The sequence below is a fragment of the Streptomyces sp. NPDC020917 genome (genome assembly GCF_044333795.1).
GTDB lineage: Bacteria > Actinomycetota > Actinomycetes > Streptomycetales > Streptomycetaceae > Actinacidiphila.
Window position 1 is genome coordinate 20,364 of the sequence record NZ_JBIRRR010000008.1, and the last position, 20,753, is coordinate 41,116.

Genomic DNA, 20,753 nt, shown 5'->3' on the forward strand with positions numbered 1-20,753 from the left:
CCGCGGAGGGCAGAGCGCCGCCCGCGGAGGGGTGGAGGTTGAGGGGGTGAGGGGTGGACCCTGCCCGGGGAAGGGCCTAGTGGGGGTGGGCGGCCGCGTCGATGGCCGTCCGAAGGTGCCCCTTCGAATCAGCGAGCAACCGCGCAGCGGTGGAAGCGTCGACCTGCGCCAGCAGCGTCAGAATCGCCGGCTTGACCTCGCCGTCGGTGGCGGTGAGCGCCGCCTCGATGGCGGCGTCGCCGGCCCCGGTGGCCAGGGCCACGATCCGGCGCGACCGCGCCCTCAGCTTCTCGTTGGACGCCCGCACGTCCACCATCAGGTTCCCGTAGGTCTTGCCGAGCCGGATCATCGTGATTGTCGACAGCATGTTGAGCACGAGCTTCTGCGCCGTCCCGGACTTCAGCCGGGTCGACCCGGACACCAGCTCGGGCCCGACCACCACCTCGATCCCGTGGTCGGCGGCGGCGGCCAGCTGCGAGCCGGCGTTGCACGACAGCCCGACGGTGAGCGCCCCGACCGTCCGCGCGTACTCCACCGCGCCCACCGCGTACGGGGTGCGGCCCGACGCGGAGATGCCCACCACGGCGTCCGCCTCGGTCAGCCGCAGCGCGGACAGGTCGGCCGCGGCCAGCTCCCGGCTGTCCTCGGCGCCCTCGATCGAGGTGACCATCGCGTCCGGGCCGCCGGCGATCAGTCCCACGACCTCCCGCCCGGGCGTGGTGTTGAAGGTCGGCGGGCACTCGCTGGCGTCGAGCACCCCGAGCCGCCCCGCGGTGCCCGCACCGGCGTAGACCAGGCGGCCGCCGCGCGCCATCCGCTCCGCGACCCCGTCGATCGCCGCGGCGATCGCGGGCAGCTGCCCCGCCACGGCGGCCGGAACGGTGGCGTCCTCACCGTTCATGATCCGGGCGATCTCCAGCGTCGGCATGCGGTCGATCTCGGCGAGTTCGGGCCGGAACGCCTCGGTGGTCAGCGTCTCCAACTCGCGGCGCAACTCGGTGTACTGGTGGGTCATATGCGGCTCGTTCATCCTTCTCGCATGGAGTGAGGTGCGGTGGGGGGACGGCGGTCGCGAGCAGCGCCGCCTGCGGCGGTCAGGCGCGGTGGGCGCGCGGGCTGTGCCGGTGCGCCAGCGCCTCGTACGACGCGGACAGGGCGGGCGCCGCGTCCTCGTACGTGCGCTGCGCGACACCTATGAACAGGCAGTCCACGACCAGCAGTTGGCTCGTCCTGCTGGACATGGCGGCCGGCCGCAGCTCGCTCTCGCGCGAGCTGGAGGTGGTGAGCACCAGATCGGCGTACTGCGTCACCGGGCCGTCGGCGCGGCCGGAGATGGCGATGGTGGTCGCCCCGCGGTCGAACGCGGCGCGCAGCGGCTCGATGACGTCATGCGTGCCGCCGGAGTGCGTGATGGCCAACGCCACGTCGCCGGGCCGCAGTTGGACGGCGTTGGTGACGGCCAGGTGCGGGTCGGCGTGGGCGTGCGCGATCATCCCGATCCGCAGCAGCTTCTGCGCCAGGTCCTGGGCGACCAGCCCGGACGCGGCGATCCCGTAGATGTCGATCCGTCGGGCCGCGGCCAGCGCGTTGACCGCCGCCTCCAGTTGCGCGGTGTCCAGCTGCGCCGCGGTGTCGGCGAGGGTCTGCTGCTCCTCCAGGGCGAGCTTGGTGACGACGTCGCCGAGCGGGTCGTCGACGGCGATGTCGGCGGTGACGGCGGGCGGCGCGCCGGTGGCCTGCTGGGCGGCGAGCGCCGCCAGCGCAAGCCGCAGGTCGCGGTACCCGGGGTAGCCCAGCAGCCGGGCGGTGCGCACCACCGTGGCCTCGCTGGTGCCGGTGCGCACCGCGAGGGCGGTGACGGTGAGGTGGGAACAGCCGGCCGGGTCGCCCGCGACGGCCTCGGCGACACGCTGCATCGAGCGGGTCATCGAGGGGGCGAGGGTGCGGACCTTGGCGGCGAGGGCCCCCGGATCGGGGGGCGCGACAGGCAGTGCGGGCGCGCCGGGCACGCCGCGGAGGGCGCGGACGCTCGGGGAGAAAGTTTCCTTCACGCTATAGGTCACCTTGTGAAAGGTATTTTCAGGCAGTGGCCACCGTCAAGACCACGTCGCGGGGCACCTCGCCGGGCCTTCGCGGCAAGGGACAATGGGGGCATGGCCCCCGCTGATCACCCCGCCGGCGACCCCGGCGACCCCGGCGACCACGACGCCGACCCCGCCGCCCTGGAAGCGGTGATGCACGGCGCGCGCGCACGGGTCCTCGCCGACCTCACCGCCCGCGACGTCGCAGACGCCGGCATCGTCTCACTGCTGGAGGAGGCGGTGAGCAAGCGGCGGTGGTGGCTGCAGCAGTGGCCGGACGGCGCGGAGTTCGTGCCGGGCCTGCTCGCCCAGGACGTCCAGGACGCCCTGATGGAGACGCACGGCCGCTGGCCGCTGTGCCCGCACTGCGAGGAGCCGCACGCGCTGGCCGTCGAGCCCGAACTCGGCGCGGACCCGCACTGGGTGTGCGAGGCCCGCGGCGAGGTGGTCGCCCCCGTGGGTTCGCTCGGGGCGGCCTGAGGTGGCGGTGTACATCGACCCGCCGACCTGGCCCGGGCACGGCCGCTACTGGTCGCACCTGGTCAGCGACGAGTCCTTCGCGGAACTGCACGCCTTCGCCGAGCGGTTGGGCGCCCCCGCGCGCGCCTTCGACCGGGACCACTACGACATCCCGGCCACCCGCTACGGCGACGCCGTCGGGCTCGGCGCCATCCAGGTCGGCAGCCGGGAGATCGTTGCCCGCCTCACCGCCGCGGGCCTGCGCCGCCGCAAACGCCACCGGCCGGGCTAGGGCGGGGCGCGGGGCCCCGCGCCGGGCGGCGCCGCTCAGGCCTCGAGCAGTTCCAGCTCCGTCGTGAGGTTGCGGCGGGCCACCGCCTCCCACTGCTCGTACGCGTAGGGAGTGCGGAACAGCCGCGGCAGCTCCAGCAGGCGCCGCAGGATGTCCGCGCGGCCGGTGCGGAACAGGTCGTCCGGCACGAAGCCGTACTCCTCGCGCACCGCCGCCGCGTAGGCGGCGTAGGCCGCCGGATCCCCCGCCAGCACCGCCAGGTCCGCGTCGCACAGCACCTCGCCGTCGCGGTCGTCCGGCGCCGGGTCGTGCGTCACCGTCAGCCGCACCAGCCGCGCGACCTCCGCGATCCGCGCCTCGTCCACGCCCGCCTCGCGCAGTGCCCGTTCGGCCAGATGGGCGCTGCGCTCCTCGTTCTCGCTGCGGTCCGGCCGGTAGACCGCGTCGTGGAACCAGGCGGCGAGCGCCACCGTGTCGGGGTCGTGCGCGTACGCGGTCAGCTCCGTGGCCCGGGCCAGCACCGCCACCAGGTGGTCGATCGTGTGATAGCGCCGCTGCGGCTCCGCCCAGCGTTCGAGCAGCTCACGCCCGTAGGGAGTCGGGTCCTCCGCGGCGTCCCGGTCCTCCGCCCGGCAGCGGCGCAGCAGTTCGGACCACTCGGCCAGCAGGGCGTTGTAGCGGGGGTGGGCGTCGGCGGTGATCGAAGGCATGCGGGCCATTGTGCGCTACCCATCTCGCGCGTGAGTGACGGGTGTGGCACCCTTGCTCATATGTCTAGACCAATATTCGAGGTGATCGCCCTCGGCGCTGACGATGCCGTAGCGGCCCAGGACGGTGGCGCCGACCGCCTCGAACTGGTCACCGACATGGCCGCGGACGGACTGACGCCGTCCCGTGCCACGTTCGGTGCGATCCGCCACGCCGTCACCATCCCGCTGCGCGTCATGCTGCGGCTCTCGGACGGGTTCAGCGCGGGCGACCCCGCCGAGCTGGACGCGCTGTGCGAGGCCGCGCAGGGCCTGCGGGCCGAGGGCGCCGAGGAGTTCGTGCTCGGCTTCCTCGACGGCCGCGGCCGCGCGGACCTGGACGCGGTGCACGCCCTCGTCGACGTGCTCGACGGCTGCCGGTGGACGTTCCACCGCGCCATGGACCGGGCCGCCGACCGCGACGCGCTGCGGCTGCAACTGGCCGGACTGCCCGGGCTCGACACGTATCTGACGGCCGGTTCGGCCCAGGGCGTCGGGGCGGGGCTGCCGGTGCTGTGCGCCGAGGCCGCGCGGACCGGCGAACCCGGGTACGAGCCGCGGCTCCTGGTCGGCGGCGGGCTGCTCCTCGAACACGTCCCCGCGCTGCGGGCGGCCGGCCTCGACGCCTTCCACGTCGGCGGCGCGGTGCGCTCCGGGGGCTGGGCCGGGCCCGTCGACCCCGAGGCCGTCCGCACCTGGCGCGAGGCGCTGGACACCTCCGTGCCCGTCGCCTGACGCGCTCCGGCGGCTCAGCCGCGCAGCGGCTCCGGCAGGTCAGTGGTGTGCAGGACGGCCAGCCCGGACACGGCCCGGGTCAGGCAGACGTACAGGCGGCGCAGCCCGGTCCGCTCGTCGGGCTCGCCGTCCACGATCGCCCCGGGCTCGTCCAGCACGACGTAGTCGTACTCCAGGCCCTTGGCCAGGGAGGCCGGCACCAGGGTCAGCCGCGCCTGGGCCGACGTCTCCTGGCCGGGGGCCAGATACGGCACGCCCGCCGCGTCCAGCGCCGCCGCCAGCGCGTCCAGCCGGGCGTCCGCGGCGATCAGCCCGATCGACCCCTCGTAGCCGAGCGCCTCCGCGCAGGCCCCCAGCACCGCCGCGTCCAGCTCCGCGGTCGGCACGTGCCGGATCTCCAGCGCGCCCGCGGACTCCCGCACGGACGTGGCCGGCGCCAGCCCCGGCGCGATCGACGGCAGCAGCCGCGAGGCGTACGCGATCACCTCGCGCGGCACGCGGAACCCGCGGGTCAGCTCCTCGATCCTTGCCTCCGCCTTGCCCAGGTGCCGCAGCGCCTCGTCCCACGACGCGGTCGCCCACGGCGTCGTGCCCTGCGCCAGGTCGCCCAGGATCGTCGCGGAACCCGTCGTGCAGCGGCGGCCCACCGCCCGGTACTGCATCGGCGACAGGTCCTGCGCCTCGTCCAGCACCACGTGCCCGAGCGAACTCGTGCGCTGCACCAGGTCGTACGCCTCGTCCACCAGTACCGCGTCCGCCGCCGACCAGCGCGCCGAGCCCAGCCCGCGGGCGGGCTTCTCCCACAGCACGGCCTTCTGCTCGTCGTCGTCCAGCAGGTCCTGCGCGCACGCGGCGAGGAACTCCGGCTCGGACAGCAGCCGCAGTACCGTCTTCGCCGGGTCGACCTGCGGCCAGCACTCCTTCACCGCCGCCTTCACCGCGGGGTTGCGGGCCACCGCGTCCTGCACCCGGTCGTCCGGCGCCTCGCCCGACCGCTCCATCTGGACCAGCACGGCATGCGCGATGCGCTGCGGCAGGGCCTCGCGGGCCGCGCCGTAGCGGATGTCGCGTTCGGCCAACTCCCGGACGATCTCCTCCAGTTCGTAGGCCGGCACGCGCCACCTGCGGGAGCCGCGGACCACCACCACCGGCTCGGTGGGCATCCGGATCCCGGACCGCACCGCGCGCCGCAGCACCTGCGCCATCCGCGCGTCGCCCTTGATCCGGGCCGTCAGCGCCGAGTCCGCGCCGCGCACCGGGACATGCGCCACCAGGTCGTCCACCGTGGCCTGCTTGACCTGGAGTTCGCCGAGCGCCGGCAGCACCTGCTCGATGTACTGGAGGAACGAGGCGTTCGGCCCGATGACCAGCGTGCCGGTGCGGGCCAGCCGCTCGCGGTGCGCGTACAGCAGGTACGCCACCCGGTGCAGGCCCACCGCGGTCTTCCCGGTGCCCGGCGCCCCCTGCACGCACACCGTGCCGGTGACGCCGGCGCGGACGATCTCGTCCTGCTCGGGCTGGATCGTCGCCACGATGTCCCGCATCGGGCCGACGCGCGGCCGCTCGATCTCGGCCTGCAGCAGCCTGCTGGTGGTCGCGGTCTCGGTCGCGTCGGTGAGGTGCTCGTCCTCGTAGGCGGTCAGGTCGCCGCCGGTGTAGCCGAAGCGCCGGCGCAGCCGCACGTCCATCGGCTCGGCGCGCGAGGCCCGGTAGAACGGCTGCGAGACCGGCGCGCGCCAGTCGATGACCATCGGGTCGCCCTCGGCGTCGTGCACGTGCCGGCGCCCGATGTAGAAGTTCTCCCCGGCCGCGCCCTCGGCCAGCTCCGCGCCCGGCGCCTTCAGGTAGTCCAGGCGCCCGAAGAACAGCGGGGTGTCGGCCAGGTCGGCCAGCGCCTTGATCCGGTCGTCGATCTGCCGGCTGAGGATCTGGGCGTTGACCCAGTTGCCGGTGACGTCGGAGATGTCGAGCGCCTCCACGTCGTGGCGCATGGCCCGCAGCGCCGCCCGGGAGGAGGAGAGGTGGTCCTGCTCCCGCTGCAGCGGCTCGGGGGTCGGATCCTGGATCTGGGCGTGCGAGGGCACGGCATTGCCTCCGGCTGGTACGAGCACGCGCGGACGCGCCCCACGGGCACGCGCGTGCATGGACTGCTGTCTCGAAGGGCCGGCCGGTTTCCGTCCGGGCGGCGGCGCTCCCGGATCCGGGAGGCGGGCAGACGCGCGATCATACGCCGCCGCGCGCGGGCCCGCGAACGTATTTCCCGCCCCCCGGCCGGGCGCCTGGCGCGGTCCTTCTCAGGGCTGACCCTCAGGCGCCGCTCAGGGTCGGGGATCAGCCCCTGGGCGGAGGCCGGTCCGGCGGGTTTACACCCTCAGCCCGACGTACTCCGAATGCCTGATTTCGTACCGTGGAGACATGACCTCCACCACAGTTCCCCCAGGTCCGGCCGCCCACGGCGGCACCGCCATCGGCGGCCGTTCGGGCCACCCCCGCCACCTGATCGGCAGCGCGCTGCACGCCATCCGCGTCTTCGCCGTCACCGCCTTCGAGGTCGTCGTCTGGGGCGCCGACGGCAAGCGCTACTGACCCGCCGCGGCCCCGCGCCTTCCCTCCCGACCGGCGTCCTCCGCCCCGTCCGCCATCCTCTTCCGACTCTCTGCCCGGCCCACCTCACCGCACGGTGACCAGCACCCTTCCGGTGTCCGCGACCACGTCCAGCGCCGTGATGTCCTGCGGGCTCACCGACGTCGACGCCGGGACGCTCGAGTTCGTGCTCCCGGCCGCGTAGGCCGACGTCCACGTCCCCGCGGTCTCGGCCGTCCCGCTGCGCGCGTGCACCACCAGCCGGCACACCACGCCCGGCGGCAGATGCCCCAGCGTCAGCCGGATCGAGGTGCCCCACGTCTCCGGCGTCAGGGCCGCGCTGGCACTCACCCGCGTCGACGGATCGGTGTGCGCGAGCGTGATCGACGCCGGCGGCCGCGCCGCCTCGGGCGCGCGCCCGCCGTGCCCCGCCGCCCCGATGACCACCGCCAGCACCAGCCCCGCCACCGCCAGCACCACGGCCGCGGCCGCCGCCGCGACGGCCGGCGCCCGCGTCCGCCCGCGGGCCCGCCGAGGCGCCCCCGCCGTGCCGCCGCTGTCCGGCACCTCCTCCAGCGGCGTGTGCCGCAGCAGCCCCGGCAGCGGCGCCAGCGCCAGCAACTCCGCCGCGCAGTGCGGGCAGCCGCCCACGTGGCGGGCCACGGCCGACCGCTCCGCGGGCCCCAGCGCGCCCAGCAGATAGGCGCCGAGCTCCGTGCTCTCCCGGCAGGTCATGGTGCCGTCACCCCTCGCTCCTCCAGCACGCTGCGCAGCGCCCGCAGCGCGTAGTAGCAGCGCGACTTGACCGTGCCCTGCGGGATGCCCAGCTGCTCCGCCGCCTCCGCGACGGTCCTGCGCAGGTAGTACAGCTGCACCAGCACGGCCCGGTGCTCCGGGCTCAGCCCGCGCAGCGCGTCCGCCATGTGCCAGCTCTCCAGCGCCCGGTCGAGCGCGTCGTCCCCGCTCGGCGGCTCCGTGTCGCCGAGCGGTGCCTCCTGGGGCCGGGCGGCGCGGCGCCGGTGGGCCGACACCACCAGGTGGTGCGCGACCGTGTGCAGCCACGGGGCGGCGGTCTCCGGTACCAGCGCGTCGCGGTGCTGCCAGGCCCTCAGGAACGTCTCCTGCACGATGTCCTCCGCGCGCTGGTAGTCCCCGCCGCACAGCCGCAGGACCCGGCCGAGCAGGGACGGGCCGTGCAGGGCGTACAGCGCGCGGAGGAACTCGCCGTCCCGCCGGTCCCGGCGTCCGAAGAGGTGCTCCACGCCCTCCCCTACGCGCCGGGTCCGCGACCGGTTCAGGCGCCGGCGGCACTGAACCGGCCGGGCCCGGGCCGCGTACCAGGAGTGTCCAGGGCGCGCGCCGCGGCACGGCGGGAAGCGGGCCGCGCGGACCGGAGCGGCCGGTGCGGCCACGCCGGCGGGAGCGCCCGGGGCGGACGAACGACGAAGGGACGACGATGTCCGTACCGCACAGTGCACCCCGGTCCGCCGGCCGCCCGGCCGCGGGTCCCGCAGGGCACCACATCGACCGGCGGCCGTCCCGGCCGTCCCGGCGCCCGGCACGCTGGGCGGCCGCGCTCGCGCTGGCCGCGACGGCCGGCCTGACCGCGGCCGCCTGCTCCTCCTCGTCCGGCAGCGGGGGCACCGGCGGCTCCTCCGCCGCCCCCGCGCCCAGCTCGGCGGCGCCCGGCGCGAGCGCGCCGTCGCCGGTGGGCACGCACGGCACCAAGGCCCTCGGCGAGGTGTTCGCCGACGCCTCGGGCAGGACGCTGTACACCGCCGACCAGGAGTCCGGCGGCACCCTCCTCTGCACCGGGGGCTGCCTGCAGTTCTGGCACCCGGTCCCGGTCGCCGCGGCCGGCACGGCGCCGTCGGGCGGCAGCGGCTTCGGAAGCGTCGAACGCCCCGACACCGGCCAGAACCAGCTCACCTACGCCGGCCGGCCCGTCTACACGTTCGCCGAGGACGCGGCGCCGGGCGACACCAAGGGCGACGGCTTCCAGGACGCCTTCTCCGGCAAGCAGTTCACCTGGCACGCGCTGCCGGTCCACCCGGGCGCGAGCACCGCGGCGCCCGCGACGCCCACCACCGGCTCGGGCAGTTCCGGCGGTTCGGGCGGCGGCTACGGCTACTGACCGCCGCGGGCCCGCGGCCCGGACCGCCCGTCAAGGCCACTGCCTCGACGGCGGCCGCCCGCGCGCCCGCGGCGGCACCGCCCGTCAGACGTCCTCGCCGGCGCCCGTCAGCAGGTCGTCGGCGTCGACGATCCGGTACGCGTAGCCCTGCTCGGCCAGGAACCGCTGCCGGTGGGCGGCGAAGTCCTGGTCGATGGTGTCGCGGGCGACGACCGAGTAGAAGCGCGCCTCGTGCCCGTCGGCCTTCGGCCGCAGCACCCGGCCCAGGCGCTGCGCCTCCTCCTGCCGCGAGCCGAACGTGCCCGACACCTGGATCGCGACGGTCGCCTCCGGCAGGTCGATGGAGAAGTTCGCGACCTTGGAGACCACCAGCACCGAGATCTCGCCGTTGCGGAACGCGTCGAAGAGCTTCTCGCGCTGGGCGTTGCTGGTCTCGCCCTTGATCACCGGGGCGTCCAGGTGCTCGCCCAGCTCGTCCAGCTGGTCGATGTACTGGCCGATGACCAGCGTCTGCTGGCCGCGGTGCTTGGCCACCAGCGCCTCGGTGACCTTCCGCTTGGTGGCGGTGGTCGCGCAGTAGCGGTACTTCTCCTCGGCCTCGGCCGTGGCGTACGCGAGCCGCTCGCTGTCCGTCAGGTTGACCCGGACCTCCACGCAGTCCGCCGGCGCGATGTAGCCCTGCGCCTCGATCTCCTTCCAGGGCGCGTCGAACCGCTTCGGCCCGATCAGCGAGAACACGTCCGACTCCCGGCCGTCCTCGCGCACCAGCGTCGCCGTCAGCCCGAGCCGGCGCCGCGCCTGGAGGTCGGCGGTGAACTTGAACACCGGCGCGGGCAGCAGGTGCACCTCGTCGTAGACGATCAGGCCCCAGTCCCGCGAGTCGAACAGCTCCAGGTGCGGGTAGACGCCCTTCCGCTTGGTCGTCAGCACCTGGTAGGTGGCGATGGTGACCGGGCGGATCTCCTTGCGGGTCCCGCTGTACTCGCCGATCTCCTCCTCGGTCAGCGACGTCCGCTTGACCAGCTCGTGCTTCCACTGGCGGGCCGAGACGGTGTTGGTGACCAGGATCAGCGTGGTGGCCTTCGCCTCCGCCATCGCGCCCGCGCCGACCAGCGTCTTGCCGGCGCCGCAGGGGAGCACCACCACACCGGAGCCGCCGTGCCAGAAGCCCTGCACCGCCTGCTGCTGGTACGGGCGCAGCGCCCAGCCGTCCTCGCGCAGCTCGATCGGGTGCGCCTCGCCGTCCACGTATCCGGCGAAGTCCTCGGCCGGCCAGCCCAGCTTGAGCAGCACCTGCTTGATCTGGCCGCGCTCCGAGGGGTGCACCACCACCGTGTCCTCGTCGATCCGCGCACCCACCAGCGGCTGGACGCGCTTGGAGCGCAGGATCTCCTCCAGCACCGGGCGGTCGGTGGAGGTCAGCACCAGGCCGTGCGCCGGGTCCTTGGACAGCCGCAGCCGGCCGTAGCGCGCCATCGTCTCGGCGACGTCGACGAGCAGGGCGTGCGGCACCGGGTAGCGCGAGTACTCCATGAGCGCGTCGATGACCTGCTCTGCGTCGTGGCCGGCCGCGCGGGCGTTCCACAGGCCCAGCGGCGTCAGACGGTAGGTGTGGATGTGCTCGGGGGCGCGTTCCAGCTCGGCGAAGGGGGCGATGGCACGACGGCAGGCGTCGGCCTGCTCGTGGTCGACCTCCAGCAGGAGGGTCTTGTCGCTCTGGACGATCAGACAGGACACGCAGGGACCTCCGCGGTCGGGAAACGCGGTCGGGGAAACAGACAACTCTACTGCGGATGGCGGCGGGCACCGGGTGGCCGAGGTCACGGGCTCGCCCGGGGGCTGGCTCGGCGGTGGGGCGGGAGCGCGAGTGCTGCCGTGCGCGGGCCGCCGGGCGCCGTGCGGGCCTGGGCGCGGTGCCGTGCCGGGCAGGGCCTGCCCGCGCTACCGGGGGTGGCCTCCGCTAATCCCGATGCCGTCGCGGCTCACCCCGCCGGCGGTCGACTTCGCGGGCGGATCGTGCCATCCGTGGGAATCTGCGGCGGGGGCATTCGTGGCGCGAGGGACGATTGTCATATTTGCTGTTTTCTGCCCCCATGGATCTCCAGCAGACGAATCCCCCCGCCGAGCCGCGCCGGCAGGGGTCGTTGCGAGCCGTCGCGGCGTCCACGGCAGTCGTCGGCGCGGCCGTCATGGCCGCAGCCGGCCTGCTGCTCCCCGGTTCCGCCTCGGGTGCCACGGCGGACGGCGGCGGCAGTTCGTCGTACTCAGACACGGGTTGGGAGCCGCAGAACGGCGCCGACGTCGGTTGGCCGTCGGAGAAGGGGCAGGACACCGGTCGGCCGTCCGAGAAGGGGCCCGACGCCGGTTGGCCTTCCGAGAAGGGGCAGGACACCGGTTGGCCGTCGGAGAAGGGGCCCGACGCCGGTTGGCCTTCCGAGAAGGGGCCCGATGCGGGTTGGCCTTCAGAGAAGGCGCCGGACACCGGTTGGCCTTCCGAGAAGGGGCCCGATGCGGGTTGGCCTTCGGAGAAGGCGCCGGACACCGGTTGGCCTTCCGAGAAGGGGCCGGACACCGGATGGCCGTCGGACAGCCCGCCGGACACCGGATGGCCGTCCCCGAGTGCCAGCACCAGTTGCCCGCCGACCCATCCCACCCACACGCCGCCGACTCACCCGACGCACACCCCGCCGACGTATCCGACGCATACGCCCCCGACCCACCCCACGCACACTCCGCCGACGTATCCGACGCACACCCCGCCCACTCACCCGACGCACACTCCTCCGACGTATCCGACGCACACCCCGCCCACTCACCCGACGCACACTCCGCCGACGTATCCCACCCATACGCCGCCCACTCACCCGACGCACACCCCGCCGACCTATCCGACCCACACCCCGCCCACGCACACGCACACTCCGCCCACCCACACGCCGCCCACGTCCCCGACGCACACCCCGCCGACGTATCCGACCCACACCCCGCCGACCCACCCCGGCGGCCACCTGCCGCACACCGGTGCCGACGGGGTCGCGTGGACGGCGGCCGCGGCGGCGGGCGCGCTCGCGGCCGGTGGCGCCCTGGTGGTGTTCACCCGCAGGCGCGGCCGTCACAGCTGATCCGCGCCGCTGAGTGACCGCGCCGCCGCGCTGCGCGGCGTACGGCGGCCGGTCCCGGGTAAGCGCCCGGTGACCGGCCGCCAACAGCGAGGGGGACGAGACGACATGGCTCTGCGCGTGGCGCTGTTCCAGCTGCCGAAACAGCGTCGGAGGAAGGCGCCCGCGACCGAGGGCGCTCCCGCGAAGGCCGCCGGCAAGGCCGCCGCGAATCCCAAGGCGGCCAAGAAGACGAAAGCGGCTGCCAGGCCCAAGGCCGCCGGGAAGCCGAAGGCGGCGGCCGAACCGACGTCCGGCGGCGCGCCGAAGAAGGCGAGCGCCCCCAAGGCGTCCGGCACCCCGAAGACGCCGGAGAAGGCGGACGCGCCCGCCAAACCGAAAGCGGCCGCCAAGCCGAAGCCCGCCGACAGGGCGGAGGAGGAGAAGAAGGCCGCCGCGCCGCGATCGCCGAGGACGGCGAAGAAGCGGCCCGCGTCCCGGAGCCGGGCCGGGGCGTCCCGCAAGGGGCCGCGGCCACCGCTGCTCCAGCGCGACGCGCTGGTCCCCGCGCTCGCCCGCGGCGCCGTCCTGGCCGTGGCCCTGGTCTGCATGGTGGGGTTCGCGGTGGCCCTGGCCCGGGTGACCCTCGTGCCGTCGCCGGCCTCGGACCGGCTGGTGCACACCAACCTCAGGCCGGGCGCCTCCATCCGCGCCTACCTGGACCAGCCCGCCCTGCGCGACAGCGTCAAGCAGATCGGCGGCAACGTCCTGCTCGGCGTCCCGTTCGGCGTGCTGCTGCCGATGCTGTTCCCGCGCTTCCGCGGGCTGCTGCGGGTGGCGGCCGTCACCGCCCTGGTGATGGTCCTCGTGGAGACCGCGCAGGGCGCGATCGTCGAGGGCCGGGCGTTCGACATCGACGACGTCATCCTCAACACCACCGGCGCCCTCATCGGCTACCTGTTGCTGGGCCAGCGGCTCGGCCGGGCCCTGCATCCGCGGCGCGAGCACTGGTGGCAGCGCCGCAGCCTCACGCGGAGTCGTCCGCCAGCTCGGACACGCCGGTGACGCGGTGCAGCGCGAAAGTGCGGACCTCGTCCGTGGTGTGGTCGTACGCCGTCACGTAGCCGCCCTCCACCCGGACCGGCGCGATGACCCGCTGGCTGGCCGCGCCGTCGGCGTTGACGTAGCCGATCCACAGCGACTCGCCCGCCAGCGCCGCCGCCTGGACGGTGGCGAGCGTGTCGGCGGCGGGCGTGCGCGGCAGCCCGTCGGAGACCGGCGCGGGGGTGCGGCGCACGGCCGTCGCTGCCCGGTCGCCCGCGCGGATCGCCTTCACGGCGGCGCCCAGCAGCTTGTCGTCCGGCACCGGCGGGCCGTCGGTCACCGGCACCGGCGCGGTGCGCGGCGGGGTCCGCCGGGCGTCGGCCCGGGTGATCAGCACGTCACCGTCCGCCGACTCCGCGGCCGGCGCCAGGCCCATCGCCCGCAGGCGCTCCAGCAGCGTCGCCGGGTCGCTCTGCGACGCCACCACCGTCGGCGCCAGCCGCCGCAGGCCCAGGCCCGACGCCCGGCGGTCGGCCAGCAGCTCGGTCAGCACCGCGTCGTCGTCGCAGCGCAGGTACGCCGACGCCGCGCCGACCCGCAGGGTGCCGTGCCGGCGGGCCACGTCGTCGATGAGGTAGCTCAGCGGCTGCGGGACCGGGGTGCGCGAGTGCGCGGTCAGGAACGCCTGGAGCTCGGACGCGCTGCGCCCCGCGTCCAGCGCCCGCCGCACCGACTCCGGGGTGAAGCGGTAGACGGTGGCGCCGCCCTTGGACTCGATGTCGGCGAGCACGTTCAGGGTCTCCGCGAGCGGCGCGACCAGCGGTCCGGGCGCCACCGCGGTCAGGTCGGCCTGCAGCAGCACGTGGTCCAGCGGCTCGGGCAGCAGCGGCCCCAGCACCGCCGCCGCCTTGCCCGGGTCCGGCGGCGACTCCAGCAGCGGGCGGGCATGGGCGGCCAGCGCCCCGCGCCCGGTCACGCCGATCGTCTCCGCCTCCTCCAGCGCCCAGCCGAGCAGATCCGTGCGCAGCGCGTCCGCGCCGCCCCGCAGCGGCCGCAGCCAGCGCAGCCGGGCGAGCAGCGCCTCCCGGGGAGCCGCGGAGCCGGCCGGCAGGTCGGCGAGCACCCGCAGCGCCCTGCGCCGCACCTGGGGTGTCAGCGAGCGGTCCAGATCGGGGCCCAGCGCCGCCAGCGCCCGCCCCTTGGCGTCCCGGGTGCCGACCAGGCCGGGCGTGCGGGTCGCGGCCAGCCACGCCGTCGCCAGCGCCGTCCACTGCCGCTCGGTGGGCAGCTGAAGCCAGTCGTCCGCGGCGGGCGTCGGCGCGTACGCCTCGTCGACCTCGCCGTCGGCGGCCACCAGCCCCGCGGCGTAGGCGAGTTCGAGCCAGAACGCGGTCTGCGGCTCGGTCAGGTCCAGGGCGGCGGCGGTGCGCTTGAGATCGCGCACGCTGACACCGCCGCTGCGCAGCACCGGCGGCCCGCCGGTCTGCCACTCGGTGAGCAGTTCGGTGACGATGCGGATCGCGGTGAACGCCTGCCCGGCCGCCGTCATGTCGACGGTGCGCTCGGAACGGGTCACGGGCTCCACCGGCGGCGGTGAAGGCTCCGGCACCCGGTGGGCGCGCCCGCCGCGCAGGGTCAGCGCCGCCTCCCTGGGCAGCACGACGGTGTGCTGGCCGGCCGGCAGCAGCAGGCCGCGGGCCAGCAGCCACTGCACGGGCGTCACCGGGTCGCCGCCACCGGCCCGCACCGGCGCGGTCGCGTCCCGCACCTCCCCGTACGGCGGGCCCCACACCAGGCGCTCCAGCACCTCGGCGACCCCCTCGGGGGCCTGTGCCAGCAGCGCGCGGAGCTCCGCGGCGTCGCCGAACAGCCCGGTCAGGGCGCCGATCGCACTGATCGGGTCGTGGGTGTGCGGCAGCCCCGCGTCGGCCACGATCTCCTGCAGCCGGGACGGTGACATGCCCGCGGTCGCCTCGCCGGCGGACGGGCCCAGCCCGGTCGCCGACGCGACCGACGGGGAGGGCGCCAGCAGGTCCTTCGCGGTCCGCACCAGGCGCAGCCGGTCCTCGCCGCCCCAGAGCACGCCGCGCACCCGCAGCGTCCGCACCGCCTGCGGCAGCGCCTCGGCCACGGCCGCCGCCACCTCGGGCGGCAGCGGCTCCGCGCCGGGCAGCAGCGGTCCGGCGTCCACCGCGCCGCCGGGCCCGGCCCTGCCGGTCATCAGCGCGCGCAGGGTGCCCTCGTCGCAGGGGTCGGGCGCCACGGCCAGCGCTTCCGCCACCTGGTGGGTGAAGGCGTCCAGCCGGTCCAGGGTGCGCACCACCGAACTGCGGGTGGCCGCCCGGGTGGCGAGCTGGGTCAGGTCGGTGGGGACGGGGGAGAGCAGGTCGGGACGGGCGCGCAGCAGCAGGGCCAGCGCGGCGTCGTCCCGTGCGCGCAGGTCCTCCGCGAGTGTCCGCGGTTGGGCGGGATCCCCGGTCGTCATCCGTCCCACAGTAGCCGTACCGATCGAATATCCGACCCCGCCTGCGCGGTGACGACAGCCGCCCTGACAGGCGGGTACCTTCTGGGCAGGCGCGGTGGAAGGGGGCCCGGCGGTGGGCGTCGAGAGTGACCGGCTGGTGCTGGACTACCTGAGCCGGGTCGGCGACCTGGCACAGACCGCGATGCCCGCCTCCCAGCGTATGCAACTGGTGGCGCAGCTGCGCAACGACATCGACCGGCAGCGCGGGCGCGCCGAGGGCGACAGCCCGGCCACGGTCCGGCGGATCCTCGGCCGGATCGGCACGCCCGACGAGGTGGTGGAGGCGGCGGCCGGCTCCTCCGACGGCTCCGGCTCGGGTTCCGCCTCCGGTTCCCGCGCGGGTTCCGGCTCGCGGTCCGCGCAGGGCAGGGGCCAGGGGGCCGGTGCGGACCCGCAGGACGGCGTGTACGGGCCGTACGCCAAACGCGGGCCCCAGGTGCCGCGGGCCCGCAAGAGCGAGCGGGACGGCGGCGGTGAGGGCCGCGGGGACACCGCCGGCCGCGGCCGGTCCCGCGACGAGGAGCCCGACTGGTGGCGGACCGACCCGAGCGGCCGGCGGCCGCGGGCCGGCGACGAGCTGGCCGGGCTGCCCGGCATGACCGGCGGCGTGTTCATCCCCTTCGACGACGAGGACCTGGACGAGAAGGACGAGCCGCCAGCCCGCCGCGCCCGCGGCGCCGCCAAGGACGCCGCCGCGGACGGGGGCGACGACGAAGAGGCGTACGACGAGGAGGAGGCGGAGGCCGCACCCAGGCGCCGCACGCTGCGGCGGGGACTGCGCCGGGTCGGCTCGGGCTGGGGCAGCCCCACCCTGCTGCTGGCGGCCGCGCTGCTGATCGGCGGCGCGGCTCTGGGCTCGCTGATCGCCCTCGGCCTGGGCTGGCTGCTCGCCTACTTCTCCCGCGCCCTCAGCCGCACGCAGGCGAAGTTCGCGGTGCTGGGCATCCCGGGCGCCGCGGCGGCCGCCCTGGTCGTGTGGGTGTGGGGGCGCGACGCCGGCAAGTGGGGCACGCCCGTCGCCAAGGGCCAGATGGGCCACGTCTTCAAGGACGACTACCCGACGGCCGTGCGGCTCGCCGCCGTCGCCACGGCCCTGTACCTGCTGTGGCGCAGCCGCCGGAGGGCATGACGTCGCGCGGCGGCGGAGCAGGGGTCGAATCCCGCTTGACGCGCCGGGTGAGAATGGCTGGTGTGACCAACGACTTCGCGCCCACGACCTCCGGCCCCGGAGCCGGCCCGCTGACCGTCGGCTTCGACCTCGACATGACGCTGATCGACTCCCGGCCCGGCATCAAGGCCGTCTACGACGCGCTCGTCGCGGAGACCGGCGTCCCCATCGACACCGACCTGGTCGTCACCCGCCTCGGACCGCCGCTGGACGAGGAACTGGCCAACTGGTTCCCCGCCGAGGAGATCCCCGCGATGGGCGAGCGCTACCGCGCGCTCTACCCGGACCACGCCATCGCCCCCACGCCCGCGATGCCCGGTGCCCTCGACGCCGTCGCGGCGGTCCGCGGGGCCGGCGGGCGCCCGGTCGTCGTCACCGCCAAGTACGGGCCCAACGCCCGGATGCACCTGGACCACGTCGGCATCGACGCCGAGGTGCGCGGCTGGCTGTGGGCCGAGGCCAAGGCGGAGGCGCTGGTCGAGTGGGGCGCGAGCATCTACGTCGGCGACCACGTGGGCGACGTGCGCGGCGCCCGCAAGGCCGGCGCGCTGTCCGTCGCGGTGGCCACCGGGCCGTGCGACGCCGGCCAGTTGCGCGAGGCCGGCGCCGACGTCGTCCTCGACGACCTCACCCAGTTCCCGGCCTGGCTCGCCTCCTACCGCTCGGCGGCCGCCTGACCTGCGGCGTCTTCCTGCGCCGGCTGGCGCTGGGAGAGCGCGGCGCGCAGCAGGCCGGCCAGCGCGACGGCAAGGCCGACGCCCATCAGCATGGAAACGAAGTACGCCGGCGTGGGCAGCCGGCTGGTGCCCAGCAGCAGCGGGGCGACCGTCGCCAGCGTGCCGACGGCCCCCACGAGGAACACGATCGCGCCGATCCGCACGAGCAGGTCGCCGGCGCCCATGGTTTGTTTGCTCACCGGACAAGGGTAGGTCCGTGTCGTGGACGCCGTGGAACGGGACCTCGGCGTCTTGTCACACGGCGGCAGGCCATTAGCCTGGTGTCAGCGGGTCTCCGGTGGACCCGCTGCAGTCTTATTCAAAGCAGTTTCGAGCAATGAGGACGAGGTCGGACGTGCCTACCGGCAAGGTCAAGTGGTTCAACAGCGAGAAGGGCTTCGGCTTTCTCTCCCGCGATGACGGCGGTGACGTCTTCGTGCACTCCTCGGTGCTGCCCGACGGCGTGGCGGCCCTCAAGCCCGGCCAGCGCGTGGAATTCGGCGTCGTCGCGGGACAGCGCGGTGACCAGGCGCTTTCGGTGACGCTGCTCGACCCCGCACCCTCGGTCGCCGCCGCCCAGCGCCGGAAGCCGGACGAACTGCTGCCCATCGTCCAGGACCTCACCACCCTGCTGGAGGACGTCGCACGTTCGCTGCAGCGCGGCCGCTATCCGGACAAGGCCCACGGCCACAAGATCGCTTCGGTGCTGCGGGTGGTCGCGGACCAGCTCGACGTATAGCCGCATCGCTCGGCTATTGCGGCGCTTTTCCGGAATTCATAGTTCCGGGTAAAGCGCCGCAACGTTTTTTCCGGGGAACACCAAGGCGAAGGCGCAACGCCGAACGCGCAAGGCCCGGCGGCGAACCCCGAAGGCCGGAAGCCGAACACCCGACACCGAACGCCGATTCAGAAGGCGAGCGCGTCCGGAGCCAGCGGCGGGACCAGGCCCTCGGTCGCGGCGCGCGTCAGCAGGCCGCGCACCGCCGCGTACCCCTCTTCGCCGAGATCCTCGGTGAACTCGTTGACGTACAGCCCGATGTGCTGGTCGGCGACCGCCGGGTCCATCTCCTGGGAGTGCTCCAGCACGTACCCGCGCGACGCCTGCGGGTCGTCCCAGGCTCTGCGCACCGAGGCGCGCGCGGCGGCGGCCAGCTCCTGCAGGCGCTCCTTGCCCAGCGACCGCCGGGCGATGATCGCGCCCAGCGGGATCGGCAGCCCCGTGGTGGACTCCCAGTGCTCGCCCATGTCCGCGAGCTTGTGCAGGCCGTAGTTCTGGTAAGTGAAGCGGGCCTCGTGGATGACCAGGCCGGCGTCGACCCGGCCGTCGCGCACCGCCGGCATGATCTCGTGGAACGGCATCACCACGATCTCGCCGACGCCGCCCGGCACCTCGGACGCCGCCCACAGGCGGAACAGCAGGTACGCCGTGGAGCGTTCGCTGGGCACCGCCACCGTCCGGCCCGACAGGTCGGCGCCCGGCTCGCGGGTGAGCACCAGCGGGCCGCAGCCGCGGCCCAGCGCGCCCCCGCAGGGCAGCAGCGCGTACTCGTCCAGCACCCACGGCAGCACCGCGTACGACACCTTCAGCACATCGCCCTCGCCGCGCTCGGCCATGCCGTTGGTGATGTCGATGTCGGCGAACGTGACCGCCACCGGCGGCGCGTCCGGCACCAGGCCGTGCGCCCACGCGTGGAAGACGAACGTGTCGTTGGGGCAGGGGGAGTAGGCGATCCGCAGTGCGGAGCCGCCGGACGTGTCGTCAGTCATGTTCCGGGTCAACCTCCAATGCCGCCGGGAGCTTCCCGAAGGCGGCCGTCAGTGCCGCGAGCGCCTCGCCGATCCGCCACGCCGCCCGGTCCCGGGGGCCCACGGCGTTCGACACGGCCCGGATCTCCAGCACGGGCACGCCCGCCGCGGCCGCCGCCTCCGCGACGCCGAAGCCTTCCATCGCCTCCGCCACAGCGGTGGGGTGACGCCGCACCAGGTCCGCGGCCCGCCCGGCGGTTCCGGTGACGGTCGAGACGGTGAGCACCGGCCCGTACGCCGCCCCCAGAACGGCCGCCACGGCGCGGGACAGGCGCGCCGGTGGCAGGTGCTGCGAGGTGCCGAAGCCCAGTTCGGCCACCGGCGTGAACCCGGCCTCGGTCTCGGCGCCGAGATCGGCGGCCACGATCGCGTCGGCCACCGCCAGGCCGCCTACCGGCGCCGCGGGCGCGAACCCGCCGCCGATGCCGGCCGAGACCACCAGACCGTAGGGGGCGCCCGCCGCCTCGGCGCGGGCCAGCGCGGTCGCCGTCGCTGCCGCGGCCGCCGCGGGACCGACCCCGGCCGCGACCACGTCGGCGGCCGGCCCGGAGCCGGGGTGGGCGGCGTCGGTGAGGTCAGCGCCGGGCACGCCGGGACCGGCGAGGGCGAGACCGGCGGCCACCGCGTCGCGCTCCGCGGCCACCGCGGTCACCACCAGAAGGCGACCGGAGCCCGTCACTTGGCCTTGAGCAGCTTGATCTTCCACACGCCGTACGTCTCGGCGCCGGTGGTGTCGGCGGACTCCACGATGTTCAGCGTCACCGAGTCGACCTGCGTGGTCTGGCCGGTCGACGGGTCCTGCTGGGTGAACAGCGTGCTCGAGTCCAGCGTCCAGTAGGTCTTGTTCGTCAGCGGCTCGGGGGTGAGCAACTGGGTGCCGGAGGCCAGCAGCCAGCCCTTCTTCGCCAGCTTCGGCTCCACGCCCACCCGCACGGTGTCGCCCAGACCGACCGTGATGTGGTGCTTGGCCGAGGCCGCGAGGCACGCCTGGAAGATCGTCGTCGGGAGCTTCTTGCCGTTGGCGTAGCACTTGTCGACGGCTTCGGCGGTCACCGACCTGGTGCCCACGGTCACCGTCGCCAGCGGGGTCGGCTTGTCGCAGGCGGTGAGGGCGACCAGCCCGAGGGAGATGGCACCAACGGTGGTGGCAGCGCGGCGAATGCTCATGGGGGTGAGGCTACCGGGCGGTTGCTCCAGGTCTGCGCGGGGGTGCGCCGTGTCCCCCGGCGGCGTGGCTCCCCGGCAGGCGTCCCGGCCTCAGGCGACTCGGGCGGCCCGAGGGGGTCCGCGGGGGGCGCGGGCGGCCGGAGGGCGCGGCCGTGGGCGGTCCCGGGAGACCCGCCGACGACTCCCGGCCGTGCGGGCCG

The 20,753-nt window shown here is 75.1% G+C and carries 22 protein-coding genes; 10 read left to right on the plus strand and 12 right to left on the minus strand.

What is annotated here, in order from left to right; all coding sequences use genetic code 11:
* Positions 1 to 76 precede the first annotated feature (76 nt).
* Positions 77 to 1,030, minus strand: coding sequence for an N-acetylmuramic acid 6-phosphate etherase (gene murQ, locus ACH4TG_RS18955; protein ID WP_398243489.1), 954 nt, complete (start codon positions 1,028 to 1,030; stop codon positions 77 to 79).
* Between the two features lie 64 nt (positions 1,031 to 1,094).
* Complete coding sequence (locus tag ACH4TG_RS18960) at positions 1,095 to 2,063, minus strand: MurR/RpiR family transcriptional regulator (RefSeq protein ID WP_398243490.1); 969 nt, start codon at positions 2,061 to 2,063, stop codon at positions 1,095 to 1,097.
* 90 nt (positions 2,064 to 2,153) lie between these two features.
* Between ACH4TG_RS18960 and ACH4TG_RS18965 the strand changes: the two genes are divergently transcribed.
* The gene (locus ACH4TG_RS18965) at positions 2,154 to 2,561 is read left to right on the plus strand and encodes a hypothetical protein (RefSeq protein WP_398243491.1); all 408 of its coding nucleotides are present in this window, start codon (positions 2,154 to 2,156) and stop codon (positions 2,559 to 2,561) included.
* Position 2,562: 1 nt separating this feature from the next.
* The gene (locus ACH4TG_RS18970) at positions 2,563 to 2,832 is read left to right on the plus strand and encodes a DUF4031 domain-containing protein (protein WP_398243492.1); all 270 of its coding nucleotides are present in this window, start codon (positions 2,563 to 2,565) and stop codon (positions 2,830 to 2,832) included.
* 35 nt (positions 2,833 to 2,867) lie between these two features.
* Here the strand turns inward: ACH4TG_RS18970 and ACH4TG_RS18975 are convergent, their stop codons facing one another.
* Positions 2,868 to 3,542: a hypothetical protein gene (locus ACH4TG_RS18975; protein WP_398243493.1), complete on the minus strand. Its 675-nt coding sequence runs from the start codon at positions 3,540 to 3,542 to the stop codon at positions 2,868 to 2,870.
* A gap of 60 nt (positions 3,543 to 3,602) precedes the next feature.
* On the opposite strand from ACH4TG_RS18975, the gene ACH4TG_RS18980 reads away from it, so the two are divergent.
* Positions 3,603 to 4,313 (plus strand): copper homeostasis protein CutC, encoded by a 711-nt coding sequence (locus ACH4TG_RS18980; RefSeq protein ID WP_398243494.1) that lies wholly within the window; start codon positions 3,603 to 3,605, stop codon positions 4,311 to 4,313.
* Positions 4,314 to 4,327: 14 nt separating this feature from the next.
* On the opposite strand, the gene ACH4TG_RS18985 is transcribed toward ACH4TG_RS18980, so the two are convergent.
* On the minus strand, positions 4,328 to 6,397 hold the full coding sequence (locus ACH4TG_RS18985) for a HelD family protein (RefSeq protein ID WP_398243495.1): 2,070 nt from the start codon (positions 6,395 to 6,397) through the stop codon (positions 4,328 to 4,330).
* A 331-nt stretch (positions 6,398 to 6,728) separates the two neighbouring features.
* Here ACH4TG_RS18985 and ACH4TG_RS18990 point away from each other — a divergent pair, with 331 nt between their 5' ends.
* Entirely contained in the window at positions 6,729 to 6,899 is a 171-nt protein-coding gene (locus ACH4TG_RS18990; RefSeq protein ID WP_398243496.1) for a hypothetical protein, read from the plus strand.
* A gap of 84 nt (positions 6,900 to 6,983) precedes the next feature.
* Here the strand turns inward: ACH4TG_RS18990 and ACH4TG_RS18995 are convergent, their stop codons facing one another.
* Complete coding sequence (locus ACH4TG_RS18995) at positions 6,984 to 7,631, minus strand: zf-HC2 domain-containing protein (RefSeq protein WP_398243497.1); 648 nt, start codon at positions 7,629 to 7,631, stop codon at positions 6,984 to 6,986.
* Positions 7,628 to 8,158: a sigma-70 family RNA polymerase sigma factor gene (locus ACH4TG_RS19000; RefSeq protein WP_398243499.1), complete on the minus strand. Its 531-nt coding sequence runs from the start codon at positions 8,156 to 8,158 to the stop codon at positions 7,628 to 7,630. The genes ACH4TG_RS18995 and ACH4TG_RS19000 overlap by 4 nt, the downstream gene beginning before the upstream one ends.
* Before the next feature lie 194 nt (positions 8,159 to 8,352).
* Here ACH4TG_RS19000 and ACH4TG_RS19005 point away from each other — a divergent pair, with 194 nt between their 5' ends.
* The gene (locus ACH4TG_RS19005; protein ID WP_398243500.1) at positions 8,353 to 9,030 is read left to right on the plus strand and encodes a hypothetical protein; all 678 of its coding nucleotides are present in this window, start codon (positions 8,353 to 8,355) and stop codon (positions 9,028 to 9,030) included.
* 84 nt (positions 9,031 to 9,114) lie between these two features.
* Here ACH4TG_RS19005 and ACH4TG_RS19010 read toward each other — a convergent pair whose 3' ends face one another.
* Positions 9,115 to 10,767 (minus strand): DNA repair helicase XPB, encoded by a 1,653-nt coding sequence (locus ACH4TG_RS19010; protein ID WP_398243501.1) that lies wholly within the window; start codon positions 10,765 to 10,767, stop codon positions 9,115 to 9,117.
* 452 nt (positions 10,768 to 11,219) lie between these two features.
* On the opposite strand from ACH4TG_RS19010, the gene ACH4TG_RS19015 reads away from it, so the two are divergent.
* Both ACH4TG_RS19015 and ACH4TG_RS19020 read left to right on the plus strand, forming a co-directional pair.
* Entirely contained in the window at positions 11,220 to 12,152 is a 933-nt protein-coding gene (locus ACH4TG_RS19015) for an LPXTG cell wall anchor domain-containing protein (protein WP_398243776.1), read from the plus strand.
* Positions 12,153 to 12,257: 105 nt separating this feature from the next.
* Positions 12,258 to 13,193 carry a VanZ family protein gene (locus ACH4TG_RS19020; protein WP_398243502.1) on the plus strand — a complete coding sequence of 312 codons (936 nt, stop codon included), beginning with the start codon at positions 12,258 to 12,260 and terminating at the stop codon, positions 13,191 to 13,193.
* On the opposite strand, the gene ACH4TG_RS19025 is transcribed toward ACH4TG_RS19020, so the two are convergent.
* A complete protein-coding gene (locus ACH4TG_RS19025; protein ID WP_398243503.1) occupies positions 13,156 to 15,657 on the minus strand; it encodes a helicase-associated domain-containing protein in 2,502 nt (833 codons plus the stop codon). The two genes, ACH4TG_RS19020 and ACH4TG_RS19025, sit on opposite strands and share 38 nt — an antisense overlap.
* Positions 15,658 to 15,769: 112 nt before the next feature.
* Between ACH4TG_RS19025 and ACH4TG_RS19030 the strand changes: the two genes are divergently transcribed.
* Positions 15,770 to 16,825, plus strand: a complete 1,056-nt coding sequence (locus ACH4TG_RS19030) for a hypothetical protein (RefSeq protein ID WP_398243504.1) — start codon at positions 15,770 to 15,772, stop codon at positions 16,823 to 16,825.
* 53 nt (positions 16,826 to 16,878) lie between these two features.
* A complete protein-coding gene (locus ACH4TG_RS19035; protein ID WP_398243505.1) occupies positions 16,879 to 17,541 on the plus strand; it encodes an HAD family hydrolase in 663 nt (220 codons plus the stop codon).
* Here the strand turns inward: ACH4TG_RS19035 and ACH4TG_RS19040 are convergent.
* Entirely contained in the window at positions 17,520 to 17,780 is a 261-nt protein-coding gene (locus tag ACH4TG_RS19040; RefSeq protein WP_398243506.1) for a hypothetical protein, read from the minus strand. The two genes, ACH4TG_RS19035 and ACH4TG_RS19040, sit on opposite strands and share 22 nt — an antisense overlap.
* Before the next feature lie 155 nt (positions 17,781 to 17,935).
* Between ACH4TG_RS19040 and ACH4TG_RS19045 the strand changes: the two genes are divergently transcribed.
* Complete coding sequence (locus ACH4TG_RS19045) at positions 17,936 to 18,319, plus strand: cold-shock protein (RefSeq protein ID WP_033173507.1); 384 nt, start codon at positions 17,936 to 17,938, stop codon at positions 18,317 to 18,319.
* A 167-nt stretch (positions 18,320 to 18,486) separates the two neighbouring features.
* On the opposite strand, the gene ACH4TG_RS19050 is transcribed toward ACH4TG_RS19045, so the two are convergent.
* The 3 genes from ACH4TG_RS19050 to ACH4TG_RS19060 are packed head-to-tail and all read right to left on the minus strand — an operon-like array spanning position 18,487 to position 20,553.
* A complete protein-coding gene (locus ACH4TG_RS19050) occupies positions 18,487 to 19,347 on the minus strand; it encodes a 1,4-dihydroxy-6-naphthoate synthase (protein WP_398243507.1) in 861 nt (286 codons plus the stop codon).
* On the minus strand, positions 19,340 to 20,065 hold the full coding sequence (locus ACH4TG_RS19055) for a futalosine hydrolase (RefSeq protein WP_398243508.1): 726 nt from the start codon (positions 20,063 to 20,065) through the stop codon (positions 19,340 to 19,342). Before ACH4TG_RS19055 ends, ACH4TG_RS19050 begins: the two co-directional genes overlap by 8 nt.
* Positions 20,062 to 20,553, minus strand: coding sequence for a hypothetical protein (locus ACH4TG_RS19060; protein ID WP_398243509.1), 492 nt, complete (start codon positions 20,551 to 20,553; stop codon positions 20,062 to 20,064). Before ACH4TG_RS19060 ends, ACH4TG_RS19055 begins: the two co-directional genes overlap by 4 nt.
* Positions 20,554 to 20,753: the final 200 nt, after the last annotated feature.